At 38.7% G+C, this 24,603-nt stretch carries 22 protein-coding genes; 21 read left to right on the forward strand and 1 reads right to left on the reverse strand.

All coding sequences use genetic code 11. The features are described from left to right. Positions 1 to 218: 218 nt before the first annotated feature. On the reverse strand, positions 219 to 500 hold the full coding sequence (locus ACFYKT_RS21160; protein WP_389223802.1) for an AbrB/MazE/SpoVT family DNA-binding domain-containing protein: 282 nt from the start codon (positions 498 to 500) through the stop codon (positions 219 to 221). 539 nt (positions 501 to 1,039) lie between these two features. Here ACFYKT_RS21160 and metG point away from each other — a divergent pair. The 21 genes from metG (at position 1,040) to ACFYKT_RS21265 (ending at position 24,588) form a co-directional block, all read left to right on the forward strand. Beyond that, on the forward strand, positions 1,040 to 3,025 hold the full coding sequence (metG, locus tag ACFYKT_RS21165) for a methionine--tRNA ligase (RefSeq protein ID WP_389223923.1): 1,986 nt from the start codon (positions 1,040 to 1,042) through the stop codon (positions 3,023 to 3,025). 260 nt (positions 3,026 to 3,285) lie between these two features. Further along, complete coding sequence (locus tag ACFYKT_RS21170; protein WP_389223805.1) at positions 3,286 to 4,053, forward strand: TatD family hydrolase; 768 nt, start codon at positions 3,286 to 3,288, stop codon at positions 4,051 to 4,053. A 321-nt stretch (positions 4,054 to 4,374) separates the two neighbouring features. After that, positions 4,375 to 5,559, forward strand: a complete 1,185-nt coding sequence (locus tag ACFYKT_RS21175) for a ubiquitin-like domain-containing protein (RefSeq protein ID WP_389223808.1) — start codon at positions 4,375 to 4,377, stop codon at positions 5,557 to 5,559. Positions 5,560 to 5,770: 211 nt separating this feature from the next. Beyond that, positions 5,771 to 6,331: a ribonuclease M5 gene (rnmV, locus tag ACFYKT_RS21180; protein WP_389223811.1), complete on the forward strand. Its 561-nt coding sequence runs from the start codon at positions 5,771 to 5,773 to the stop codon at positions 6,329 to 6,331. Beyond that, complete coding sequence (gene rsmA / locus ACFYKT_RS21185; protein WP_389223814.1) at positions 6,324 to 7,202, forward strand: 16S rRNA (adenine(1518)-N(6)/adenine(1519)-N(6))-dimethyltransferase RsmA; 879 nt, start codon at positions 6,324 to 6,326, stop codon at positions 7,200 to 7,202. The genes rnmV and rsmA overlap by 8 nt, the downstream gene beginning before the upstream one ends. Before the next feature lie 243 nt (positions 7,203 to 7,445). Next, positions 7,446 to 8,330 carry a sporulation peptidase YabG gene (gene yabG, locus ACFYKT_RS21190; protein ID WP_449257600.1) on the forward strand — a complete coding sequence of 295 codons (885 nt, stop codon included), beginning with the start codon at positions 7,446 to 7,448 and terminating at the stop codon, positions 8,328 to 8,330. A gap of 235 nt (positions 8,331 to 8,565) precedes the next feature. Further along, positions 8,566 to 8,829, forward strand: a complete 264-nt coding sequence (gene veg / locus ACFYKT_RS21195; protein ID WP_389223817.1) for a biofilm formation stimulator Veg — start codon at positions 8,566 to 8,568, stop codon at positions 8,827 to 8,829. A gap of 198 nt (positions 8,830 to 9,027) precedes the next feature. Next, positions 9,028 to 9,204 carry a small, acid-soluble spore protein, alpha/beta type gene (locus ACFYKT_RS21200; protein WP_389223929.1) on the forward strand — a complete coding sequence of 59 codons (177 nt, stop codon included), beginning with the start codon at positions 9,028 to 9,030 and terminating at the stop codon, positions 9,202 to 9,204. A 199-nt stretch (positions 9,205 to 9,403) separates the two neighbouring features. Next, positions 9,404 to 10,273 carry a 4-(cytidine 5'-diphospho)-2-C-methyl-D-erythritol kinase gene (gene ispE, locus ACFYKT_RS21205; protein WP_389223931.1) on the forward strand — a complete coding sequence of 290 codons (870 nt, stop codon included), beginning with the start codon at positions 9,404 to 9,406 and terminating at the stop codon, positions 10,271 to 10,273. 59 nt (positions 10,274 to 10,332) lie between these two features. Then, entirely contained in the window at positions 10,333 to 11,157 is an 825-nt protein-coding gene (gene purR / locus ACFYKT_RS21210) for a pur operon repressor (protein ID WP_389223820.1), read from the forward strand. A 12-nt stretch (positions 11,158 to 11,169) separates the two neighbouring features. Beyond that, positions 11,170 to 11,544: a 2-iminobutanoate/2-iminopropanoate deaminase gene (gene ridA / locus ACFYKT_RS21215; RefSeq protein WP_389223823.1), complete on the forward strand. Its 375-nt coding sequence runs from the start codon at positions 11,170 to 11,172 to the stop codon at positions 11,542 to 11,544. Positions 11,545 to 11,841: 297 nt separating this feature from the next. After that, positions 11,842 to 12,132, forward strand: a complete 291-nt coding sequence (gene spoVG, locus ACFYKT_RS21220) for a septation regulator SpoVG (RefSeq protein ID WP_053479353.1) — start codon at positions 11,842 to 11,844, stop codon at positions 12,130 to 12,132. 384 nt (positions 12,133 to 12,516) lie between these two features. Continuing rightward, positions 12,517 to 13,890: a bifunctional UDP-N-acetylglucosamine diphosphorylase/glucosamine-1-phosphate N-acetyltransferase GlmU gene (gene glmU / locus ACFYKT_RS21225; RefSeq protein WP_389223827.1), complete on the forward strand. Its 1,374-nt coding sequence runs from the start codon at positions 12,517 to 12,519 to the stop codon at positions 13,888 to 13,890. Positions 13,891 to 13,907: 17 nt separating this feature from the next. Beyond that, complete coding sequence (locus ACFYKT_RS21230) at positions 13,908 to 14,864, forward strand: ribose-phosphate diphosphokinase (RefSeq protein WP_389223830.1); 957 nt, start codon at positions 13,908 to 13,910, stop codon at positions 14,862 to 14,864. Between the two features lie 159 nt (positions 14,865 to 15,023). After that, positions 15,024 to 15,659, forward strand: coding sequence for a 50S ribosomal protein L25/general stress protein Ctc (locus ACFYKT_RS21235; RefSeq protein ID WP_389223833.1), 636 nt, complete (start codon positions 15,024 to 15,026; stop codon positions 15,657 to 15,659). A gap of 93 nt (positions 15,660 to 15,752) precedes the next feature. After that, positions 15,753 to 16,313 carry an aminoacyl-tRNA hydrolase gene (gene pth / locus ACFYKT_RS21240; RefSeq protein ID WP_389223836.1) on the forward strand — a complete coding sequence of 187 codons (561 nt, stop codon included), beginning with the start codon at positions 15,753 to 15,755 and terminating at the stop codon, positions 16,311 to 16,313. A 312-nt stretch (positions 16,314 to 16,625) separates the two neighbouring features. After that, entirely contained in the window at positions 16,626 to 16,856 is a 231-nt protein-coding gene (locus ACFYKT_RS21245; RefSeq protein ID WP_389223840.1) for an anti-sigma-F factor Fin family protein, read from the forward strand. A 157-nt stretch (positions 16,857 to 17,013) separates the two neighbouring features. After that, positions 17,014 to 20,550 (forward strand): transcription-repair coupling factor, encoded by a 3,537-nt coding sequence (mfd, locus tag ACFYKT_RS21250; protein ID WP_389223843.1) that lies wholly within the window; start codon positions 17,014 to 17,016, stop codon positions 20,548 to 20,550. Between the two features lie 278 nt (positions 20,551 to 20,828). Further along, positions 20,829 to 21,365: a stage V sporulation protein T gene (spoVT, locus tag ACFYKT_RS21255; RefSeq protein WP_389223846.1), complete on the forward strand. Its 537-nt coding sequence runs from the start codon at positions 20,829 to 20,831 to the stop codon at positions 21,363 to 21,365. A gap of 153 nt (positions 21,366 to 21,518) precedes the next feature. After that, entirely contained in the window at positions 21,519 to 23,123 is a 1,605-nt protein-coding gene (locus tag ACFYKT_RS21260) for a putative polysaccharide biosynthesis protein (RefSeq protein ID WP_389223849.1), read from the forward strand. A 7-nt stretch (positions 23,124 to 23,130) separates the two neighbouring features. Continuing rightward, positions 23,131 to 24,588, forward strand: a complete 1,458-nt coding sequence (locus ACFYKT_RS21265) for a bifunctional methyltransferase/pyrophosphohydrolase YabN (protein ID WP_389223852.1) — start codon at positions 23,131 to 23,133, stop codon at positions 24,586 to 24,588. Positions 24,589 to 24,603: the final 15 nt, after the last annotated feature.

Genomic DNA, 24,603 nt, shown 5'->3' on the forward strand with positions numbered 1-24,603 from the left:
TACTTCTAAATCTAAAGGTAAAACTATTTGATTCATGTTATAATTTTTAAACATAAGGATCCTTCTTTCTGAGATTTGGTGTGGTAACTTTATCTTATCAGAAGTGGTCCTTATTTTTATGCAAAAATTAATCAAAGCCGGTGAAATTTTACTCGTCGTAAAATTCCACCGGCTTTTTCATTTCAGAGGTGGGTTTTGTCCCAGCCTCTTTTTTCTCATTATACAAGTTCAAATCTGTTTTGGATTTCTTTTAGTAATTGCTCTGCACCTTCACGGCTAACAATTAATTTACCGCTTGCTAGAGTAATATTATCGTCAGAAACTTCCCCAGTTACTTGACAAGTCATATTAGGCTTGTACTTCTTAAGGATAATTCTTTCATCATCTACATAAATTTCAAGTGCATCTTTCTCAGCTATATCTAATGTACGTCTTAATTCAATAGGGATAACAACGCGTCCAAGTTCATCAACTTTACGAACAATACCAGTAGATTTCATTTAATATTCTCCTCCTAAAATACATAATAATATTTTTCTATTTTTTATATCTATTCGTCAATATTCGACAAAATTCTTTGTACCTCAATAATACCAGTCATTCCAAAAAACGTCAATTATTTTATTTCTAATTTAAGTAGAAATTTTTACCTTCTTTATAGATGCTGGTACAAATGGATTTGTACGAAAATATTTGTATATTGTATCTCTTATTAAAGAATTGACATAAAAAATGGGAAATGTCAATAAAATCAACTTAATAATTCTTCGACAAACTCCTTTTTCTTTTGACAGATTGATATAATTATATTCGAAGATAAAAGAAGAGTTATTGAGGGCGTTTGTCTTGTCATTGTCATTATTCATTTTGTTGCACAAATACTAAATTTTAGGTATATTTTGATGGTATGAGCGGTAAAGATGATGGGTATGAGAATAGCCAGTTTTGATTTCTTTACATCTCTTCTTAGCAGCTTTAATATGTGAAGCTAAGGGTCTTTTCAAAGTATCACTAACTATTGATATCTATTCGTTTAAGGATATGGAGCTTTTATAAGGAGGGAAATTCCATGACGGAAAAAGCAAAAACTTTCTATTTAACAACACCTATTTATTATCCAAGCGGAAATCTACATATAGGGCATGCCTATACGACGGTTGCTGGGGATGCAATGGCTCGTTATAAGCGCATGCGCGGTTTTGATGTTATGTATCTTACTGGTACAGATGAACATGGCCAAAAGATTCAGGAAAAAGCAGAGGAAAAAGGAATAACGCCGCAAAGCTATGTGGATGAAATTGTTGAAGGGATCCAAGAGCTTTGGAAAAAGCTCGATATTTCTTATGATGACTTTATCCGTACAACACAGGATCGTCATAAGGAAATCGTGGAAAAAATCTTTGCTCAATTATTGGAGCAAGGGGATATTTATTTAGGAGAATATGAGGGTTGGTATTGTACTCCTTGTGAATCGTTTTTCACAGAACGCCAGCTTGAAGAAGGAAACTGCCCAGATTGCAGAAGACCTGTAAACAAAGTGAAGGAAGAATCTTATTTCTTCAAGGTTAGCAAATATGCAGATAGATTGCTTCAATATTATGAAGAGAATCCTTCCTTTATTCAGCCAGAGTCACGTAAAAATGAAATGGTAAATAATTTTATTAAGCCAGGCTTAGAAGATCTTGCCGTTTCAAGAACGACTTTTGATTGGGGAGTAAAGGTGCCTGGAAATCCAAAGCATGTCGTCTATGTTTGGATTGATGCATTATCCAACTATATTACTGCTCTTGGATATGGGACAGAAGAGGATTCGAAGTACAAGAAATACTGGCCGGCAGATGTTCATTTAGTGGGAAAGGAAATTGTCCGTTTCCATACGATCTATTGGCCGATTATGTTAATGGCTCTTGATCTTCCTCTTCCTAAAAAGGTATTTGGCCATGGATGGCTATTAATGAAAGATGGCAAAATGTCCAAGTCAAAGGGAAATGTCGTTGATCCTGTTACACTAATTGATCGCTATGGATTAGATGCTCTGCGTTATTATTTATTGCGTGAGGTTCCATTCGGCTCAGATGGTGTATTTACTCCAGAGGGGTTTGTTGAAAGGATTAATTTCGATCTTGCTAATGACCTAGGGAATTTATTAAATCGTACATTAGCCATGGTGGATAAATATTTTGATGGGGTCATTCCAACTTATAGTGGATCGACTGGTGAATTCGAACAACAATTATTGCAAGTAAATAAAGAGACGGTTACGAAATATGAAGAGGCAATGGAAAGTATGGAGTTTTCTGTTGCGTTAACAGCTGTGTGGCAATTAGTAAGCAAATCAAATAAATATATTGATGAAACACAGCCGTGGGCATTAGCTAAAGATGAGGAAAAGACGGAAGAACTAGGAAATGTAATGGTACACTTGGCAGAATCATTAAGAAGGATTGCTATCCTATTGCAGCCTTTCCTTACAAGAACACCTAAGGAAATATTCACTCAATTAAATGTGAATGAAGAGGGCTTGACCGCATGGGAGAGCCTAGATGAGTTCAGCTTAATTCCAGAAGGAACAAAAATTGCGAAGGGCAATCCTATTTTCCCACGTCTGGATTTAAATGAAGAAGTCGAGTATATCAAAACAAAGATGCAAGGTGCAGCACCAAAAGTAGAAGCAGTGGAAATAGAGGAAAAGCCTGATAGCGAAGAGATTACGATTGATGACTTTATGAAGGTGGACTTACGGGTAGCACAAGTCACTCATGCAGAACCAGTGAAAAAGGCAGATAAACTCCTTAAGCTTCAATTGGATTTAGGCTATGAAAAACGTCAAGTTGTTTCAGGAATTGCTAAGTTTTATAAACCAGAAGACTTAGTAGGAAGAAAGGTCATTTGTGTAACGAACTTAAAGCCTGTCAAGCTTCGTGGGGAGCTTTCTGAAGGGATGATCCTAGCTGGTGGAAAAGATGGGGAATTGTCTCTGGCAACGATTGCTGAGTCTCTTCCATTAGGCGCAAGGGTAAAATAATAAAAGTAAATAACATAGAAATGTTTCACGTGTAACATCTAGCGTTGGACATTTCTATGTTTTTCTTTTATAAAATAATTTATCTCGTGGGAAAATGTTGATAGGTGTGTAATTTGTGGATGTAATATAGTAACTTTTGTTATATTTACATACTGAATGAGAGAATTAAACTATTATTTCAAAAGAGTCATATTACTATTCGTTATCTCTATGAAATGAATGTAATTAAAAAATAATATTTGTTATAAAGGGGTGTTTTGATGTTATTCGACACACATGTACATTTGAATGCAGAACAATATAAAGAGGATTTAGAAGAGGTCATTGAACGGGCATTAAACGAGGGAATTTCTCGTATGGTTGTCGTTGGCTTCGATCGTCCAACCATTGAAAAGGCAATGGAATTAGTGGAGAAATATGATTTTATGTATGCAAGTGTTGGTTGGCATCCTGTTGATGCAATTGATATGAAGGATGAAGATCTTCTATGGATAGAGGAGCTTGCCAGTCATCCAAAGGTCGTTGCGATCGGAGAAATGGGATTGGATTATTATTGGGATAAATCTCCAAAGGAAATCCAGAAAGAAGTATTTAGAAGGCAAATTCAACTGGCGAAAAAGGTTAAATTGCCAATTGTTATCCATAATCGAGAGGCAACTGCTGATATTGTTGAGATTCTTAAAGAAGAGGGCGCAGAAGAAGTTGGAGGCATTATGCATTGCTTTAGCGGCAGTTCAGAGACGGCAAAGGAATGTGTGGATATGAATTTTTACATTTCACTGGGTGGGCCTGTTACGTTTAAAAATGCGAAAAAGCCAAAAGAAGTGGCAGAAGCTATTCCCCTAGAAAAGTTATTGATTGAGACGGATTGCCCTTATTTAGCCCCGCACCCATACAGAGGGAAGCGAAATGAACCGAGTTATGTAAAGTTAGTTGCTGAGCAGATTGCTGAAATTAAAGGGCTCTCTCTGGAAGAAGTAGCTGAAGTAACAACCGCCAATGCTCAAAAATTATTCGGCATAAACTGATAGGGAATATTGTCGCTTTTTCGGAAAGCTTGTCCCTTTATTTTCTATTTCTAAAAAGTTCTACATTTCTTCTCATTCTCATAGGATAACCATGTCGATAAGTCTCTCTTTCCAATCTCTTGAAACTTTTGCATAATAGGGAATATGTTTGAGGGGGTGGCTGGTTATTCTACTTGGAAAGAGAGATTTCGATTACTAGTTAGACAGTTTGCTTAACTCCCATATATTGGGGTAATTAAGACCGAGGAGTTGACAGTAAGCACGATTGTCTATATAATCACTCCGAGAGAAAAGGAGGCGTTTTTCATCGTATTCAAAAACATGAAAAACCTGTTATCCAAGTCTTTGAGTAAGAAGAAAGTAGCAATCATCACTGCTAGTTTCGTAGTTTTTGCAGCTGCATTTAGCTTCTTAATCTTTGAAACTACTAAGAAAACAGTAGCTATTACATTAGACGGCCAAGAAAGAAATATAAGAACCCATGCAGAAACGGTTAGTGAGCTACTTGCTGATCTAGATATTTCTTTACACTCAGCAGACTATGTGTTTCCTTCGAAAGGCACAAAGGTAAAAAACAATTCAGAAGTTGTTTGGAAACCGGCAAAACAGGTCTACATTGTCAAAGACAGCGAGAAGAAAACGATTTGGACAGTATCTGAAACAGTTAAAGAGCTATTGAATGAACAGAAGATCACTATATCTGAACATGATAAAGTTCAACCAAATCTCGAGGAAAAAATCAAAAATAACATAGAAATTGAAGTAGATACAGCTTTCCCATTAACATTATCAGATGGCGGAAATGAGAAGCAGGTATGGTCAACTTCGACTACGGTCGCTGACTTTTTAGAACTTCAGGGGATTGCACTAGGTGAATTAGATCGTGTTGAACCAAAAGCAGAAGAAAAGGTCAAAGAAAATGGCATCATTAAGGTCATTCGAGTAGAAAAGGTCACCGATGTAGTGGAAGAACCAATTCAGTTTGCGGTTGTAACAAAGAAGGATAGCAGTATGAATAAAGGCTCCGAAAAGGTTGTTAAGCAAGGAAAAGAAGGCCTTATAAGCAAGGAGTTTGAAGTTGTACTTGAGAACGGCAAAGAAGTCTCAAGAAAGTTAATTAGTGAGAAGAATGTTAGAGAAAAGGTAGATAAAGTAGTTGCTGTTGGTTCAAAGGTTGTTAAACAGGTTGTATCACGTAGCAATGATTCAAGCGGTGGTAAAGAAATTTATGTCGCTTCTACAGCGTATACTGCGTTTTGTAATGGCTGTTCCGGAAAAACGGCAACAGGCATTAATTTACGATCGAACCCAAATGTAAAAGTGATTGCAGTTGACCCAAGAATCATTCCTCTAGGAACAAAAGTATATGTAGAGGGTTATGGGTATGCAGTAGCTGCTGATACTGGATCTGCAATCAAAGGAAATAAGATTGACGTATTCTTCTCAACGAAAGCGGAAGCTTATCGCTGGGGACGTAAGACGGTTAAAATAAGAATCTTAAATTAATAATATTCTTTGGAGCAGGGGATTTAAAATCCTCTGCATTTTTTATTTTTTTTCTTTATAGGCTTTTTCATATATAATAAAAATCATTATTTAGTGTTCATAAATATAGACGTTTCATGTTACAGAAATGTTTCAGGTTTTTATCAATTATTTTATTTTAAATTATTTAGCACAGCCTAAGAGGTGCTGTTCGTTTTTCTAAGGAGGAAATATGAAGGTCAAAGAAATTATCGTTGTCGAGGGTAAAGATGATACGACAGCGATTAAAAGAGCATTAGATGCGGATACAATCGAGACAAATGGTTCAGCAATTAGTCAGGAAACGATTGAGAAAATAAAGCTAGCTCATCAAACAAGAGGAGTTATCGTACTAACTGATCCAGATTACCCCGGGCAAAAAATCCGTCACACAATTAAAGAGCAGGTTCCAGGCTGTAAACATGCTTTTATCGAAAAGGAAGATGCTATTCATAAATACGGGAAAGGGGTTGGTGTTGAACATGCAACTCCTGAAACCATTCGAAGGGCTCTCCAGCATGCGCATATGATGCATGAAGAGGTTGTGGAGGAAATTACTCAAGAGGATTTAATAATAGCAGGTCTAATTGGCGGCGAAGGGGCAAGAGAGCGAAGAGAGAAGTTAGGGAAGTTATTAAAAATTGGTTTTGCCAATGGAAAACAGCTGCATAAAAGGCTTATGATGTTCCAGATTAGCAAAGACGCATTTGCAGCAGCTATTCAAGCAATACGTCAGGAGGAAGAAAATGCATAAAGACATTGCAACACCCATTAGAACTAGCGCCATTCTTAAAAAATATGGTTTTTCCTTTAAAAAAAGCTTAGGCCAAAACTTCTTAATTGATACGAATATACTAAGGAGAATCGTTGATCATGCAGAGCTGACTGAAGAATCAGCTGCAATTGAAATTGGTCCAGGAATCGGTGCACTTACTGAGCAACTTGCCAAGAGAAGCAAAAAGGTCGTTGCATTTGAAATTGATCAGCGTTTGCTGCCCATTTTGGAGGAGACATTAGCTCCTTATCCAAATACGAAGATCATTCATCAGGATGTGTTAAAAGCAGATGTAAAAGGAATGATTGATCAGGAATTAGGTGGGATAGAGGATTTAATGGTTGTTGCCAACCTTCCTTACTATGTTACAACACCAATTATTATGAAGTTGCTTGAGGAAAAGCTGCCGATCAGAGGGATTGTCTGTATGCTTCAAAAGGAAGTAGCTGACCGTATCTCTGCAAAGCCAGGTACAAAAGATTATGGCTCACTTTCTATTGCCATCCAGTACTATACTGTGGCTGAAACAGTGATGATTGTACCAAAAACAGTATTTGTCCCTCAGCCTAATGTTGACTCAGCTGTCATCAGGTTAACAAGACGCAGTGAACCAGCTGTATCTGTAAGGAATGAGGATTTCTTCTTTCGATTAATAAAAATCAGCTTTGCCCAAAGACGAAAAACATTACTGAATAACCTAACGAATGGTTTGCCAGATGGTAAACAGAAGAAGGAGGCCATCCTTTCTGCATTAGCACAGGCAGAAATCGATCCTGGCAGAAGAGGGGAAACCTTATCTATGGAGGAATTTGCGCGATTAAGCGATAAACTAAACACTGAATTCTCTTAAGGTCTGCAATTTTGCAGATCTTTTTTTTATCTCTTAAAGAATAATGTTTTTTAAATAAATTGTGTGAATGAAAGCTGTGGACAAATAAGCTTGGTTGGTTGGAGCGAAATCAACCTTTACGAACTCATGCTAAAAAGCAACAATGCTCACATATTTATGGACATTTGCATATTTTATGAGATAAGAAACATTCAATTCGATTAGATAGCTCTATTATGTGTGGGCTAATTGGAGTGACGTTAGGTGAGCATAAACATCATGGATATTGTCGGCAGGATTTCTTATCATTGTGATATTTTGTTTCGAGTGATCGATATACGGGAGGAAAATGGCAGGAAATTTGCTGTTCTATACGGAGAAGATATTCGTCTGATTGCAGATGCACCTCTCGATGATTTGCTAGCCGTTAGCCAATCAACTAGGGAAAAGGCAGCTAAAGAATTCCATTCGATGGAAGAGCAATCTCTCCAATTGTTTCGTCAGGATGTGGATCTGCTAAAGCAAAGGCAAGAGTATGATGCAACAGATGGATATAGCAAAGCCTATAACTATTTCCAGATTCCAGGGAGAGTACTGCATTTAGATGGAGATCCCGCTTATTTGGAGAAATGCTTATCGTTATATGAAAAAATAGGTGTACCTGTTACGGGGATACATTGCAACGAAAAAGAAATGCCCGTTAAGATTGGCCAGCTTATTGATTATTACAGACCTGATATTTTAGTTATAACAGGGCATGATGCATACTCAAAGGCAAAGGGAAAAAAGGCAGATATTAATGCATATAGACATTCTAAGCATTTTGTTCAAACAGTTAAAGAAGCAAGGAAGAAGGTTCCTCATCTAGATCAGCTTGTAATATTTGCTGGTGCATGCCAATCACATTTCGAATCCATTATCCATGCAGGAGCAAATTTTGCAAGTTCTCCATACAGGGTGAATATCCATGCATTGGATCCTGTGTATATTGTGGCAAAAATCAGCTTTACCCCCTTCATGGAACGAATCAATGTGTGGGATGTACTAAGGAATACGTTAACAGGGGAAAAAGGATTAGGGGGAATAGAGACAAGAGGTGTGCTGAGGACAGGGATGCCTTATAATAGGGAACAAAATAATGAATCTTGATAATAAGCCGTTCGTTCTTTCAAACGGTTTATTTTTTTGTGAGAAGAGAATATAAAAGGTTTTATATGAATATACATATTACTTCTGGTATATGGATAACCTAAAAATGTTGAAAAATAGAAGATATTGCGGAAGAAAATATATTGACAATCTTTTTTAGTTCCTGTTATAATTTATATTTTTATTTGACTTCATGGTGTCAACGTGATATACTTAACATAGTGAGGTGGACCGAATGGGAAAAACATTATATGATATCAAAAAGGCTCTTGATTCAAACCTTGGGAAAAGACTTTTGCTCAAGGCGAATGGCGGACGGAGAAAGACCATTGAGCGTTCAGGTGTTTTAGCAGAAACGTATCCTTCCGTATTTGTAATTGAATTAGATCAGGAAGAAAATGCGTTTGAACGTGTATCTTACAGCTATGCAGATGTCTTAACAGAAACGGTTCAAATTACATTCTATGAAGATACAACAGGACAAGTTGCTTTAAATTAATATATTATGATTGACACGGGGCTACTGATAATTGTTGTGGCTCTTTTTTACAGGGTAAGGAATAATTACTTTCGGAGGCCAATCCTCACAAAAGGGTACAGAATACACCCTTTTGTGAGGATTGAGCCTTTTTATTTTCATGAAAAATCAAATATAACTCATACTATAATTACCGCAGCGTGGAAGGAGATGTTAATCATAGGCAAAAGAAGAGGGGTTATGTCAGAAGGGTTTAAAGAAGAACTTGCGAAGGAACTGGGATTTTATGATGTCGTCCAAAAAGAGGGATGGGGCGGCATTAAAGCTAGAGACGCCGGAAACATGGTAAAAAGAGCGGTTGAAATAGCACAGCAGAGTCTTCTGAAAAACAAATAACCTAAGCTTGCTTGATTAATGATTATAATGAATACACTGCGGTATGCCGGGGTAATATGCCCCGGCATATTTCTTTCTAAAAAGGACATCAAATAAATAATTTGTGACGAATGTGAGTTCAGAGGTCTTACTTTTGTTGTTTTGTGGTAAAATAGGACAAAAAATGGAGACGTTGAAATTTATAAAGTAGGTGGAAATGTTGAAGCTTATGGTAAAGGCACCGGCTAAAATCAACTTATCATTAGATGTTTTACACAAACGCGAAGATGGCTATCATGAAGTTGAAATGATTATGACAACAATTGATTTAGCGGATCGCCTGGAATTAACATTATTGGAACAGGATGAAATAAAAATTATCTCGCATAATCGCTTTGTACCAGATGATCAGCGAAATCTTGCTTATCAGGCTGCACTTCTTTTGAAAGAACGATTTAAAGTGAATAAAGGAGTGTCCATTACAATTGAAAAGACCATTCCTGTTGCGGCAGGCCTTGCGGGAGGAAGCAGTGATGCGGCGGCTGTCCTAAGAGGGCTGAATAAGCTCTGGGATCTTGGGCTTTCGATTGATCATCTCGCAGAAATTGGCGCAGAAATTGGGTCAGACGTTTCCTTCTGTGTCTATGGAGGGACTGCACTTGCGACCGGACGCGGGGAGATCATTACTGAACTACCAGCTGCACCAACATGCTGGATCGTTCTAGCTAAGCCATTTATCGGCGTTTCGACTGCAGATGTTTATCGCAGGCTGAATGTAAAGGGGATCGACCATCCAAAAACAAAGGAAATGATTCAAGCAATTGAAAAGGGAAGTTACGAGGGCGTATGTGGGCATCTTGGCAATGTCCTTGAAGAAGTAACCTTTTCGTTGCATCCAGAGGTCGAACAAATTAAAGAGCAAATGAAACGCTTTGGAGCGGATGCTGTATTGATGAGCGGCAGCGGGCCAACTGTGTTTGGACTTGTTCATCATGATTCAAGAATGCAGCGGGTCTATAATGGACTTAGGGGTTTTTGTGATCAGGTTTTTGCTGTTAGAATGCTTGGTGAAAGACATATGCTTGATTAAATCCGGATAATAATGATATATTAGCGATAAAATATTCGGATTTATTTGGGGGTCCTATGATGAAGTTTCGTCGAAGTGAACGTTTAATCGATATGACGAATTATTTACTAGAACATCCACATCAATTAGTTTCTTTAACATTATTTTCAGAAAGATACGGATCCGCTAAATCTTCTATTAGCGAAGATTTAGCTATAATTAAAGAGACTTTTGAACAAAGAAATATTGGTACTTTGCAAACAGTGCCAGGTGCAGCAGGTGGAGTAAGGTTCCAAGTAAAGGTGTCAGATGAAGAGGCAAGGCCATTTATTCAAGAACTTTGTGGATTAATTGCTAGTCCAGAAAGGCTATTGCCAGGCGGATATTTGTATATGACAGATATCCTAGGGGATCCAGCGATTGTCCAGAAGGTTGGGCGTTTGTTTGCTTCTGCCTATGCTGATACAAAGATTGATGTTGTTATGACTGTAGCAACAAAAGGGATTCCTTTAGCTTATGCTGTTGCTAATTATTTAAATGTCCCAGTGGTTATTGTTAGAAGAGATAGCAGGGTAACAGAGGGATCAACAGTAAGCATCAACTATGTATCAGGCTCTGCAAAAAGAATTCAGACGATGCTGCTCTCAAAAAGAAGTCTGGAGGAAGGCTCTAGGGTATTGATAGTAGACGACTTTATGAAAGCTGGCGGAACCGTCAATGGAATGGTTAGCATGCTCGAGGAGTTTAAAGCTCATGTAGCTGGTATTGCTGTATTAGTTGAGGCGGAGAAAGCTGAAAAGCGCCTAGTGGATGAGTATTTATCTTTAGTTAGGCTGTCAGATGTTGATGTAAATGAGAAAAAGATTAATGTAAGTGAAGGAAATTATTTTAAAAGATCTGTTTAGGGGGAAAGTCATATGAAAACAATTCAAACGCTTATGGCTCCAGCAGCAATAGGACCTTACTCACAAGGGATTATCGTAAATAATCTATTTTACAGCTCCGGCCAAATTCCGCTGACAGCTGATGGAGTAATGGTTGAGGGGGATATAAAAGCCCAGACCCATCAAGTTTTTAAAAACCTTCAAGCCGTTCTTGAAGAAGCAGGTGCCTCTTTAGATACTGTTGTAAAAGCGACCGTATTTATTAAAGATATGAACGAATTTGCAATGCTTAATGAAGTGTACAGTGAGTATTTCCATACTCATAAGCCTGCTCGCTCTTGTGTGGAAGTTGCTCGGCTTCCGAAAGATGCATTAGTAGAAATTGAAGTAGTTGCACTTGTAAAATAAAATATATGATTGTTTCCAGGCAAGCTTATTAATTAATGAGCTTGTTTTTTTATTATATAACTTAGCACATTTGTTCTATAGGACTATATATTTAGACCGATAAGGCATAATTGATTTTTTCTGTATATTATTAGGGGAATCTAGTCATAATGAATGAGGAGATATGAGGGAAATTATGACAACTTACACTATCAACAGAATAATTCGAAAAATTTTTTCCGTTTAAAGAAGGAGAAAAATAAACTATGTTGAATTTATACACTAGGTTTGTATCTTCTAGCAAAGGTGGTGAACAGGATGGAAGTAACTGACGTAAGATTACGCCGTGTTAATACAGATGGTCGGATGAGGGCTATTGCATCCATTACTTTAGATCATGAATTTGTTGTTCACGATATTCGAGTAATTGATGGGAATAACGGTCTATTTGTTGCAATGCCTAGCAAACGTACTCCAGATGGTGAATTTAGAGATATTGCCCACCCAATTAATTCAGGGACTAGAGGCAAAATTCAGGAGGCTGTATTATCGGAATACCACCGATTAGGTGAATTAGAAGTTGAATTTGAAGAAGCTGGAGCTTCCTAAATCATAAAACAGCAAGGGCCTACTTCCAAAGTACGGCTCTTTTTAATTATGGCCGTTTTCTAAAAGATTGCTGTTATTAAATAAGTTTTGTAAATACAAACTGTTACCAGAAAAGGCTGTTGATTGGAGCGGAAATCAACCTCTACCTTTCCCTCATTAATTACCACAAATGATCTGTATCTAAACCTATCCCATTTAAAAAAAGTGTTCACTAAATTGACAAAATTAAGTAGTTTCTCCTCACTCCTTGAAATAGAAGCCTATTTAAGATATATTTTTAATGGATAAAAAGGATATAATTGTGTTGGCATAATCGAGTTGCCTCCGTTTTATAGTAGGATGGCAGTATGACAATATATATTTTTTGGGAATGGAGGTCTGTCTATGTCTAATCGTTATGCGGTCATTTTAGCCGCGGGCCAGGGGACAAGAATGAAGTCAAAACTTTATAAAGTCCTTCATCCTGTGTGCGGCAAGCCAATGGTTCAACATGTGGTTGACCAAATTTCAAAGCTTAAGATGGAAAAAATCGTTACGATCATTGGCCATGGAGCAGAGCAAGTGCAAGCTCAACTTGGCAATGATATTTTATATGCATTGCAGAAGGAACAGCTGGGAACCGCTCATGCTGTTATGCAAGCGAAGGAAATGCTTAATGGGAAAGAGGGGGTAACGATTGTTGTATGTGGTGATACCCCACTGATCAAACATGATACAATGGAAGCGCTTTTTAAACATCATGAGGAGACTGGGGCAAAAGCAACTGTCTTAACAGTACAGGCAGAGGATCCAACTGGTTATGGCCGAATTGTTCGTGATGAGTTTGGACATGTTGAAAGAATTGTTGAACATAAGGACGCGACAGAAAAGGAACGGGAAATTCAAGAAATTAATTCTGGAACTTACTGTTTTGATAATGTGGCTCTATTCGATGCATTAAATCGAGTAGGAAATGATAATGTTCAAGGAGAATATTATCTGCCTGATGTCATCGAGATATTGAAGAATGATCAAGAAATTGTTACTGCTTATCAAACAGGAGACTTCGAAGAAACTCTTGGTGTAAATGATCGTGTAGCACTTTCTGAGGCAGAGCAATTTATGAAAAAACGAATCAATGAATGGCATATGAGAAATGGGGTTACAATTATTGACCCATTGAATACATATATTGGCCCAGATGTTACAATTGGAACAGATACGATCTTGCATCCAGGAACCATTCTTTCAGGTAATACAGTTATTGGTTCTGAATGTATCGTTGGTCCTCAAAGTGAAATTGTAGACTGTGAAGTTGGGGATCGTACAGTTATCCGCCAATCAGCGGCATTTGAAAGTCAGATTGGTTCTGATGTACAAATTGGCCCATTTGCTCATATTCGTCCACAATCAGACATTCATGGTCATGTGAAGATTGGTAATTTCGTTGAAGTGAAAAAAGCCGTTTTTGGCGAAGGAAGTAAAGCTTCGCATCTTAGTTATATAGGAGATGCAGAGGTCGGTCGTGATGTAAATATTGGCTGTGGAACAATCACAGTTAATTACGATGGAAAAAATAAATTCCTGACAAAAATAGAGGACGGCGTTTTTGTTGGCTGTAATTCGAATCTTGTTGCACCTGTAACAATAGGTAAAAATGCATATGTAGCAGCAGGCTCAACCATTACAGAGGATGTACCAGGTGAAGCGCTGTCAATTGCTCGAGCACGTCAAGTGAACAAAGAGAACTATGTTGATAAAATGAACAAAACGAAATAAATCGATGGAGGCTCAACATGTCTAACCAATATTTAGATCCTAATTTAAAGGTTTTTAGTCTTAATTCAAACCGTGATTTAGCAAGGGAGATCGCAAGTGTAATTGGAGTAGAATTAGGAAAGTGCTCCGTTCAGCGTTTTAGCGATGGTGAAATTCAAATCAATATCGAAGAGAGTATTCGTGGTTGTGATGTGTATGTTATTCAATCGACAAGCTCACCTGTGAATGAGCATTTAATGGAATTATTAATTATGATTGATGCTCTAAAGCGTGCCTCAGCAAAAACGATTAATATTGTTATGCCGTATTATGGTTATGCGCGTCAAGACCGCAAGGCAAGAGCACGTGAGCCAATTACGGCAAAACTAGCAGCAAATCTACTTGAAACAGCAGGAGCAACTCGTGTGATTACACTAGACTTGCATGCACCGCAAATTCAAGGTTTCTTTGATATCCCAATCGATCACTTAATGGGTGTACCTATTTTATCTGAGTACTTTAAAAATAAAGCAATGAATGGGGATCTTGTCATCGTATCACCAGATCACGGTGGTGTAACACGTGCCCGTAAGATGGCCGAACGTTTAAAAGCGCCAATTGCTATTATTGATAAGCGCCGTCCGAAGCCGAATGTGGCTGAAGTGATGAACATCGTCGGGAATATTGATGGAAAGGTAGCCATCTTAATTGATGATATCATTGATACAGCAGGAACCATTACTCTAGCAGCAAATGCACTTGTAGAGAATGGGGCATCTGAAGTGTATGCATGCTGTACACATCCAGTTTTATCAGGACCTGCTATTGAGCGAATCGAGAATTCAAATATTAAAGAATTAGTAGTTACTAATTCAATTGCACTACCAGAGGAAAAGAAAATTGGCAAGATTGTTGAGCTGTCTGTCGCACCGCTAATTGGTGAAGCGATCATTCGTGTTCACGAAGAACAATCAGTAAGTACATTATTTGATTGATTGACTAATTAAAGACTAGTAACTAGGCTTGCTATTTAGCAGGCCTAGAATTGTCCTATCTAAATCTAGTGTTAATGAATTTGAAGGTTTAGATTCCCTCCTTTTAGGGCATTTTTTATATAGAGTGCTTCGATTATAAATGAGGAAGGGGATCTATTAATGACAGCTGTATTGCAAGCGCAGGAAAGAAAAGAATTTCGAGGATCTGCTTTAACACATATTCGCCGGGATGGAAATATTCCAGCGGTCGTCTATGGAGCCAAATTGGAAAGTAAATCCATTTATTTTAGCGAGACAGATTTCACAAAGGTCATTCGAAAAGTAGGCAGGAATGGTGTGATTTCATTAGATTTGGCTGGTAATAAATATAATGTCGTGTTAAGCGACTATCAGGCTGATCCGATTAAAAATGAGGTTATTCATGTTGATTTTCTTGCTGTAGATCTATCGCAGGATATAACGGCCAATGTTCGTGTGAATTTGGTTGGGGATGCGGCAGGCGTTAAGGATGGTGGGGTCATGCAGCAATCCATGCATGAGGTATCTGTCACCGCGACTCCAGATAATATTCCTCAATCAGTTGATATTGATGTAACAAGCATTCAAGTGAATGAAACGATTACGATTGCAGATATTAAAGCAAATCGGGCTTATAAAATAAATGACAGTGATGAAGAAGTGGTTGCCTCCATCCTTCCTCCTAGACAGGAAGAAGAAATTAACAGTGGGGAGAAGCAGGAAGCTGGGACCCCTGAAAATGAGGAAGGCAGAGAAACAAAGTCAAGTGAAGTATAAAGGCTAATCGTGCAAATGCCTTGCAAAAAGAAAAGGGGCTAGGCTGATATCATTATTGGTCAGCCCCTTCTTTTCGTATAAAGAGGTGGAAAGATGAAATTATTTGTTGGGTTGGGGAATCCGGGTAAGCAGTATGAAAAAACAAGACATAATATCGGATTTGAAGTAATAGATGCACTAGCTGAGCGTTTAAACATCCCTTTGAATCAAGCGAAATTTCAAGGAATCTATGGGATGGGTATTGTGAATGGAGAAAAGGTATATTTATTAAAACCGCTTACATATATGAATTTATCAGGTGAATCTATTTCTGCTATAATGGATTACTTTCAAATTGAGGATGAAGAGCTTGTTGTTATATACGATGATTTAGACTTGCCAGTTGGTAAAATTAGATTGCGTCAAAAAGGCAGTGCAGGTGGTCATAACGGGATTAAATCCACTATTGCTCACCTTGGTACACAAGAGTTTAACAGAATAAGAGTTGGTATCGATAGACCGCCAAGTGGGATGAAGGTTCCGGACTATGTATTAGGGCGATTTTCGAAAGAGGAGCAAGAAGCGATGGGTGAAGTTATTCAAAGATGTGCCAATGCATGTGAAGACTGGATATCTACCCCATTTTTGCAAATTATGAATGAATATAATCAGTAATCCTTCATATTCTCTTATAAGTATCATAAAATGGTATATCTCTATATTTTAGAAAGATACAATCTAGTCGTCTTGTCTTATGCTATGCCTGAGTCTGAACGAGCCGCTTCCGCTTTTCGAATTGTCTAGCTTCAGCGCCTACCCCCTCGAGGTCACAAGCCAATCCTCCCAGAAAGGTAAAAAGCACCTTTCCGTGAGGCTCGTCTTGTGCTTGTCGGGGGTGAGCAAGGCGCTTCCGCTTTTCGAGTGAATAAGTTTCATGTAAAGCGTTCATACTATTTGTATTGAACTGTTTTGCAGGGAGGGACAGGCATGGCTATTCATTATCATTGCCGTCATTGTGGAATGAAAATAGGTACGATTGAAAATACAGCCATAACCACTGAAAATCTAGGATTTCATCTATTAAATCATACAGAACGGCAGGAAATGATTTCATATGATCAATCTGGTGATCTTCAAGTTAAGGCGATATGCGAGGATTGTCAAGAGCTGCTTGAACGTAATCCCGATTATCATCAGCATGACTTTCTAATTCAGTAACAGGCTTTGGACCACCATCCAAAGCGTTTTTCTATTTCTAATTATTATAGACTGTCTAGCACTAGCGGCCGATCCTCGAGCCATAAGCCAATTCGTCTTGTCTTATGCTTGTTGGATCTGACTAGACCGCTTGCGCATTTCAGATTGGAGGGTAGCCATGATTGGGCTTAAACATATGATAAGTCAGCAAGATGATGTAAGGTCTGTCTTGTCTGGTATTAAAGAGGGATTGAAGGAACAGCTAATATCTGGCTTATCCGGTTCTGCACGTACACTATTTCTTGCTGCTGTTTATGAGCAGACAAGAAAGCCGATGCTTGTTGTTACACACAATCTTCTACAAGCACAGAAGCTGTATGAGGATGTTGCCCACTTGGCTGGGGAGTCAGAAGTGTTTTTGTATCCAGCCAATGAATTGATTGCAGCGGAAATTAGCATTGCTAGCCCTGAATTAAAGGCGCAGCGAATAGAAGTGCTTAACTATTGGAGCAAAAGCAAAAAGGGAATTATGATTGCGCCGATGGCAGGATTGAGGAAGATCCTTCCGCCGGCACCACTTTGGAAATCTTGTCAGTTAACTTTAAAAGTAGGTGATGAGCTTCTCGAAGAGCAATTCATGCAATTCATCCAAATGGGGTATGCTCGGGTTGAAATGGTTTCGTCACCTGGTGAATTTAGTGTAAGAGGCGGGATATTGGATATCTATCCCTTAACGGAAAATGATCCGGTTCGAATAGAATTATTTGATACGGAAGTGGACTCGATCCGTTCTTTTTCATTGGAGGATCAACGTTCAAAAGAGAAACTAGCAGAAGTAACTATTGGGCCTGCAACAGAATATCCTTTACAGGCTGAGCATGTTCAGAAAATCATAGAAAAGCTTGAGTCAGGTCTTGGAGCTAGTTTGAAAAAGTTAAAAGATGAGAAGGCCAAGACTTTACTAGCACAAAATATTGGGTACGATCTAGAACGGCTGAGAACAGGCAGTAAACCAGAGCAATTATTTAAGTATTTATCTTTTGCCTATGAAGAAGGAAATAGTTTAATAGACTATCTTCCCGATAATGGACTAATATTTATCGATGAAATCAGCCGTGTTCAGGAAATGAATGACTCTCTAGAAAAAGAAGAAGCTGAATGGTATACAAGTCTATTAAGTGAGGGCCAAATTATCCATGACGTGAAGATATCCCATAGCTTGCGTGGATTTTTGCATAAGAAAAAGCAGCCTGTTATTTATATGTCACTTTTCCTAAGACATGTCCCAAACACGAATCCAGAAAATATCATTAATGTGACTTGTAAGCAAATGCAAAATTTCCATGGCCAAATGAATGTATTAAAAGGGGAACTGGATCGTTGGAAAAAGGGGAATTATACCGTTATCTTATTAGGTCCTGGAGAAGAGCATGTAAAGAAGCTGAAAAGGGTATTAGAGGATTATGACATCGAGGTCCTATTTATCGATGAAAAACAGCCTCTCCTTTTAGGTAAAGCCCAGATTGTCGAGGGCAATCTTCAAACGGGATTTGAACTGCCGACCCAAAAGCTTGCTGTGATCACAGAAGAAGAGCTTTTTAATAAAAGGACAAAGAAGAAGCCCCGCCGTCAGAAGCTGTCTAATGCAGAGCGTATCAAAAGCTATTCAGAACTAAAAATTGGCGATCATGTTGTTCATGTTAATCATGGAATCGGAAAATATTTAGGAATTGAAACACTAGAGATCAATGGTGTTCATAAAGATTATCTCCACATTCGCTATCAAGGCAGTGATAAGCTTTATGTGCCTGTTGAGCAAATTGACCTTGTTCAGAAATATGTAGGCTCTGAAGCGAAAGAGCCAAAGATTTATAAATTAGGCGGAAACGATTGGAAGCGTGTTAAAAAGAAAGTCGAATCCTCTGTTCAAGATATTGCGGATGATCTGATCAAGCTATATGCGGAAAGGGAAGCCTCAAAAGGACATGCCTTTAGCCCAGATGGGGAGATGCAGCGGGAATTTGAAGCAGCCTTTGCCTATCAGGAGACAGAAGATCAACTTCGTTCTATCCATGAGATTAAGAAGGACATGGAAAGAGAGCGCCCGATGGACCGCTTGCTCTGTGGAGATGTTGGCTATGGGAAAACAGAGGTTGCCATTCGAGCTGTCTTCAAAGCGATTGCTGATGGAAAACAAGCAGCCATCCTTGTTCCAACAACAATCCTTGCTCAGCAGCATTATGAAACGATGAGAGAGCGCTTTCAGGACTTTCCAATTGAGATTGGTCTCTTAAGTCGTTTTCGATCAAGGAAACAGCAAACAGAGACGATTAAAGGGTTAAAGACAGGATCTGTTGATGTAGTAGTTGGGACGCATCGTATTTTATCAAAGGATATCTCTTATCGTGATCTCGGTTTGTTAATCGTGGATGAGGAACAGCGATTTGGTGTTACACATAAAGAGAAAATTAAACAGCTCAAGACAAATGTTGATGTATTAACACTTACTGCTACTCCAATTCCAAGAACCCTTCATATGTCCATGTTAGGGGTAAGGGATCTGTCTGTCATTGAAACCCCTCCAGAGAATCGTTTCCCGATCCAGACATATGTCATGGAGTATAACGGAGGAATGGTTCGCGAGGCGATTGAAAGGGAGCTAGCCAGGGATGGCCAAGTGTATTTCCTTTATAATCGAGTCGAGGATATTGAAAGAAAAGCAGAGGAAATTTCAATGCTTGTTCCAGATGCAAGGGTTACGTATGCACATGGGCAAATGTCGGAAAATGAATTAGAATCTGTGATGCTAAGCTTCCTTTCTGGTGAATTTGATGTGCTTGTTAGTACCACGATAATCGAAACAGGCGTGGATATTCCGAATGTAAATACATTGATTGTCCATGATGCTGATAAAATGGGACTTTCACAGCTTTATCAGCTTAGAGGACGGGTAGGCCGTTCTAATCGGGTTGCCTATGCCTATTTTACCTATCGAAAAGATAAGGTACTGACAGAAGTGGCGGAAAAGCGACTTCAAGCGATTAAGGAATTCACAGAATTAGGGTCCGGTTTTAAAATTGCCATGCGAGATTTATCGATCAGGGGAGCAGGGAATCTGTTAGGAGCTGAGCAGCATGGCTTTATTGACTCCGTTGGCTTTGATCTGTATTCGCAAATGTTAAAAGAAGCGATTGAGGATAGAAAAGGCGATTTGCATGAAGAGGCAAAACAGCGGACTGAAGTAGACCTTGAAATTGATGCTTATATTCCTGACTCCTATATTGCTGATGGCCATCAAAAGATTGAGATGTATAAACGGTTTAGGGGTGCTCACTCTTTAGAAGATATGGAAGAATTAAATGAAGAGATGCTCGACCGTTTTGGTGAATATCCAAACGAAGTAGCCTATTTGTTCCAAATGACTGAAATGAAGGTTTATGGAGAGAACATTGGCATTGAGACAATAAAGCAGTCAAAAAATGAGGTTTTAATTCTTTTATCTGAAAAGGCAAGTGCGCAAATCGATGGGCAGAAGATCTTCCAGCTTACTAGTAAATATGGGCGAACAGTCGGCCTAGGAATGGAAGGGAAAAAGCTAAAGGCTGTTCTTCACATAAAAGGAATAAAACCAAGTGAATGGTTAACTATTGCATTTGAAATTGTTCGGGGACTTTATGAATCAAAGAAAGAAGAACAGAGTCAAATGATGCAGTAGAAAATGTTTGTTTCTATATAGATTTGGGTATTTTTAATGATAACTAATTTGGAGTATTGAATGATTAAGGGAATAATTTTCCAACACGAGAAAAAATAATTCAACGTGTATATAACTTTCCAGATGAAAGATACTAAGTTCAAACATGGCGTTGTATTCATTTTCTCCCAAAAGTGGATCAAAGCTAAAGAGGGGAAGTATCCCTTAGTTGGATTCTTATCTAGCTCTAGGTGCTTCCACTTTTTTAAAATCATCAGATGAAAGAGAGGCAACATTAGATGAAAGCAACTGGTATTGTTCGTCGAATCGATGATTTAGGACGTGTGGTTATTCCTAAGGAAATACGTAGGACATTACGTATTCGTGAAGGTGACCCATTAGAAATTTTCGTGGATCGTGATGGAGAGGTTATTCTAAAGAAATATTCGCCAATAAGTGAGCTAAGTGACTTTGCTAAAGAGTATGCAGAAGCGTTATATGACAGCCTAGGCAATCCTGTCCTGATTTGTGACAGAGATACATTCATCGCCATTGCAGGAGGGTCAAAGAAGGACTACTTGAACAAAGCTGTCAGTGAATTAATTGAGAAAACCATGGAGGACCGCAATTCGGTTCTTATCAATCAGCCTGGTGAGGTCTCCCTTGTTGATGGGAATACGGAAGCTACTTCTGCTTACACAATGAGTCCAATTATTGCAAATGGAGATCCAATTGGCGCAGTCATAATTTATGCGAAAGAGGGCTCCTTAGGCGAAGTAGAACAAAAAGCGGTTGAGACAGCTGCAAGCTTCTTAGCAAGACAAATGGAGTCTTAAGAATGAGGAGGCTTCTTCTACTTTGCAAAAGAAATGGATATTTCGAAAAAAGGTAGCTGGAATGCTACCTTTTTTCGTTGTTATTATAAAGATTTTGGCATTCTTTGATATGATAATATAGGTTTGAATTGGATTTTGGGAGGAGTTGGGCTTATGGGGCCCGAGAAGCATTCAAGGGATTTTTTCAGGGGAGCGCTTATTTTAACGGTTGCTGCTCTAATAACAAAAATATTAAGCGCGATTTATCGTGTGCCATTTCAAAATATTGTTGGAGATATTGGGTTTTATATTTATCAGCAGGTTTACCCATTTTACGGAGTGGCGTTAGTGTTGGCTACAACCGGATTCCCGGTCGTTATTTCAAAGCTGTATGCTGAGCAAGTAGTAATGAACGGAAAGCAAGGCGTACGAAGTTTATTTGTTGTTTCCGCCATCTTTTTAATGGCTATTGGCCTTTTTGGTTTTTCTGCTCTTTATTGGGGTTCCGATTGGCTTGCCCGGCATATGCATGATCCAGATCTGGCCATCCTGTTAAAGGTGATCTCTGTTGTTTTTCTTATTTTCCCGGTTGTTTCGTTGCTAAGAGGATACTTTCAAGGAATGGGCAATATGATTCCAACAGCTGTGTCACAAGTAGGCGAGCAGCTTATCCGTGTGGTTACTATTTTCCTGGCAGCCATTCTTCTAACAACTAAAGGGTATAGCTTATATATGGTTGGAAGTGGAGCGGCTCTAGGTTCGGTTACTGGTGGAATTGCTGCAATGCTTATTTTGATTATTTCTTATTGGATTTGGGGAAGAACGTCACTAGGTATTGGAAAAATGGATTTTAAAGAAAGCGGAAAAATAGCTAAGGCTCTTTTCATTCAAGGCTTTGCAGTTTGTATAAGCAGTTTGGTGCTTATTTTTATGCAGCTGGCTGACTCATTAAATCTTTATTCCATCCTTGCCTCGACAGGCTTGAGTAGCGAGAGCGCGAAAGAACTGAAGGGGATCTATGATCGGGGGCAGCCGCTCATTCAAATAGGAACAGTTGTTGCAACGTCCATGTCGTTATCACTTGTTCCGATCATCACAAGTGAAAAATTGAAGGAAAAAAAGGCAATCATGCATGAGAAAATCCGTCTCGCTCTCCAGATCGCTCTTTTCGTTGGCGTCGGTGCATCAGTGGGGCTATGGAGTATTATTCAGCCAACCAATCGGATGCTGTTTGAGAATAGTGATGGATCTGATGTACTATCAGTGTTAAGCCTATTGATCTTGTTCACCTCCTTAATCATAACAACAACGGCTATTTTGCAGGGGTTAGGCATGATTCTATTCCCCGCATGTGTCATTCTCTTTGGTTTTGGAGTGAAGTATGGATTGAATATTGTACTTGTTCCATCCTTTGGTACAATGGGAGCGGCGATTGCATCATGTGTCGCATTAAGTATGATCATGGTTGTTTTGCTTTATAAGCTTCGTAGCTATTTAAAAACAGCCATAATAAATATTCGTTTTATTATTGTCCTATGTACGGCTGCTCTTGCTATGGCGATGATTTTGAAGGCCTATTTATATTTGACTGGCTATATTCCTCTTGTTGAACATCACCGCCTGATTGCAGGTATTCAAGCATTAAGTGCAGTAGTCATAGGAGGCATTATATATGTAGGGGTTGTATTAAGAGGAAAAACCTTTAACGAGGAAGAGCTTGCTATGCTGCCATTCGGGAGCAAGCTATTGTTTTTCCTGCCGAAAAGGAATAGGAGATGACGATCAGTTGAAAAAAATTCGTATTCTTGGTCTTGGTGCTGGAGATTTAGAACAGCTCCCATTAGGTGTATATCGAGCGTTAAAAAATGCATCACCGCTTTATTTGCGGACAAAAGAGCATCCGGTTGTAAAGGAGCTCGAACAAGAGGGATTGGTATTTACTTCGTTTGATTCTACTTACGAAAAGCATGAGCAATTTCAAGCAGTATATGAGGAGATTTGCAGCAATCTACTAGAAGCCGCTGAAAAAGGTGAAATTACTTATGTGGTTCCTGGGCATCCGCTTGTTGCTGAGCAAACTGTACAGCTATTGTTAGAAAAAGGACCTAACAAAGGGGTGACCATTGAAATTGGCGGAGGGCAGAGCTTCCTTGATGCCTTGTTTCAAGCAATGAAAATTGATCCAATTGAAGGCTTTCAGCTTCTTGATGGAACTAGTCTGAAAAGGAATGAGATAGAAGTGAAGCAGCATCTGATTATTGGTCAAGTGTATGATCAATTTGTTGCTTCAGAAGTGAAGCTTGCATTAATGGATATCCTTCCATATGACTATGATACATATATTGTAACTGCTGCGGGAAGCAAGGCTGAACGAATTAAGAAGGTGCCATTATATGAACTTGACCGAGAAGTTGAGTTAAATAATTTAACCTCAGTCTATATCCCGCCAGTCAAGGATGAAACCATTTTATATAAGCGCTTTGCTAAGATTCGGGAAATTATTGCTGAATTGCGTGGACCTAATGGCTGTCCTTGGGATAAGAAACAAACACATGAATCATTGAAGAAGTATTTAATTGAGGAAGCGTATGAGCTAATCGAGGCGATTAATGAAGATGATATCGATCATATCATTGAAGAGCTTGGTGATGTCCTTCTTCAAGTTCTTCTTCATGCACAAATTGGTGAGGATGATGGATTTTTCTCAATAGATGATGTAATTGAAGGTCTATCCGATAAAATGATTCGCCGCCATCCACATGTGTTCGGAGATAAAACAGCGGAAACAGAAGCGGATGTACTGAAGAATTGGCAGGAGATAAAGAATGAAGAAAAGGGTGGCACAGATGAAAGCTCGCTCCTTGATCAAGTTGGGAAGTCTCTGCCTAATTTAATGGCTGCAGAAGAAATTCAAAAGAAGGCGGCAAAAGTTGGCTTTGATTGGAAGGAAGTAGAGCCTGCTTGGGAGAAAGTTAAAGAAGAGCTTCGTGAATTTGAAGTAGAAGCATTAAAGGGCAGTGATCAAATGCCAAATGAATTTGGTGATATTCTCTTTGCATTGGTTAATATTGCCCGCTTCTACAAAATTGATCCTGAGGAAGCGCTATTTCAGACAAATCAAAAGTTCAGACGGCGATTTTTCTATGTGGAACAAAGGGTTAGAGAAAGTGGAAGAACATTTGAAGACTTTGAACTCGAGCAATTAGATCAGTTTTGGGAAGAAGCAAAAGAAAAAGGATTATAAATAGAGGAGTGCGTT

The organism is Cytobacillus mangrovibacter, from assembly GCF_042865275.1.
Lineage (GTDB): Bacteria > Bacillota > Bacilli > Bacillales > Cytobacillaceae > Cytobacillus > Cytobacillus mangrovibacter.

Coding starts and splice junctions, on each gene's coding strand:
- ACFYKT_RS21245 (WP_389223840.1), top strand. CDS start 16,626: ATGGCTATTCATTATCATTGCCGTCATTGTGGAATGAAAATAGGTACG.
- ACFYKT_RS21260 (WP_389223849.1), top strand. CDS start 21,519: ATGGGGCCCGAGAAGCATTCAAGGGATTTTTTCAGGGGAGCGCTTATT.
- purR (WP_389223820.1), top strand. CDS start 10,333: ATGAAGTTTCGTCGAAGTGAACGTTTAATCGATATGACGAATTATTTA.
- ACFYKT_RS21170 (WP_389223805.1), top strand. CDS start 3,286: ATGTTATTCGACACACATGTACATTTGAATGCAGAACAATATAAAGAG.
- rnmV (WP_389223811.1), top strand. CDS start 5,771: ATGAAGGTCAAAGAAATTATCGTTGTCGAGGGTAAAGATGATACGACA.
- glmU (WP_389223827.1), top strand. CDS start 12,517: ATGTCTAATCGTTATGCGGTCATTTTAGCCGCGGGCCAGGGGACAAGA.
- spoVG (WP_053479353.1), top strand. CDS start 11,842: ATGGAAGTAACTGACGTAAGATTACGCCGTGTTAATACAGATGGTCGG.
- ACFYKT_RS21175 (WP_389223808.1), top strand. CDS start 4,375: ATGAAAAACCTGTTATCCAAGTCTTTGAGTAAGAAGAAAGTAGCAATC.
- veg (WP_389223817.1), top strand. CDS start 8,566: ATGGGAAAAACATTATATGATATCAAAAAGGCTCTTGATTCAAACCTT.
- ridA (WP_389223823.1), top strand. CDS start 11,170: ATGAAAACAATTCAAACGCTTATGGCTCCAGCAGCAATAGGACCTTAC.
- ACFYKT_RS21230 (WP_389223830.1), top strand. CDS start 13,908: ATGTCTAACCAATATTTAGATCCTAATTTAAAGGTTTTTAGTCTTAAT.
- ACFYKT_RS21160 (WP_389223802.1), bottom strand. CDS start 500: ATGAAATCTACTGGTATTGTTCGTAAAGTTGATGAACTTGGACGCGTT.
- ACFYKT_RS21235 (WP_389223833.1), top strand. CDS start 15,024: ATGACAGCTGTATTGCAAGCGCAGGAAAGAAAAGAATTTCGAGGATCT.
- mfd (WP_389223843.1), top strand. CDS start 17,014: ATGATTGGGCTTAAACATATGATAAGTCAGCAAGATGATGTAAGGTCT.
- rsmA (WP_389223814.1), top strand. CDS start 6,324: ATGCATAAAGACATTGCAACACCCATTAGAACTAGCGCCATTCTTAAA.
- spoVT (WP_389223846.1), top strand. CDS start 20,829: ATGAAAGCAACTGGTATTGTTCGTCGAATCGATGATTTAGGACGTGTG.
- pth (WP_389223836.1), top strand. CDS start 15,753: ATGAAATTATTTGTTGGGTTGGGGAATCCGGGTAAGCAGTATGAAAAA.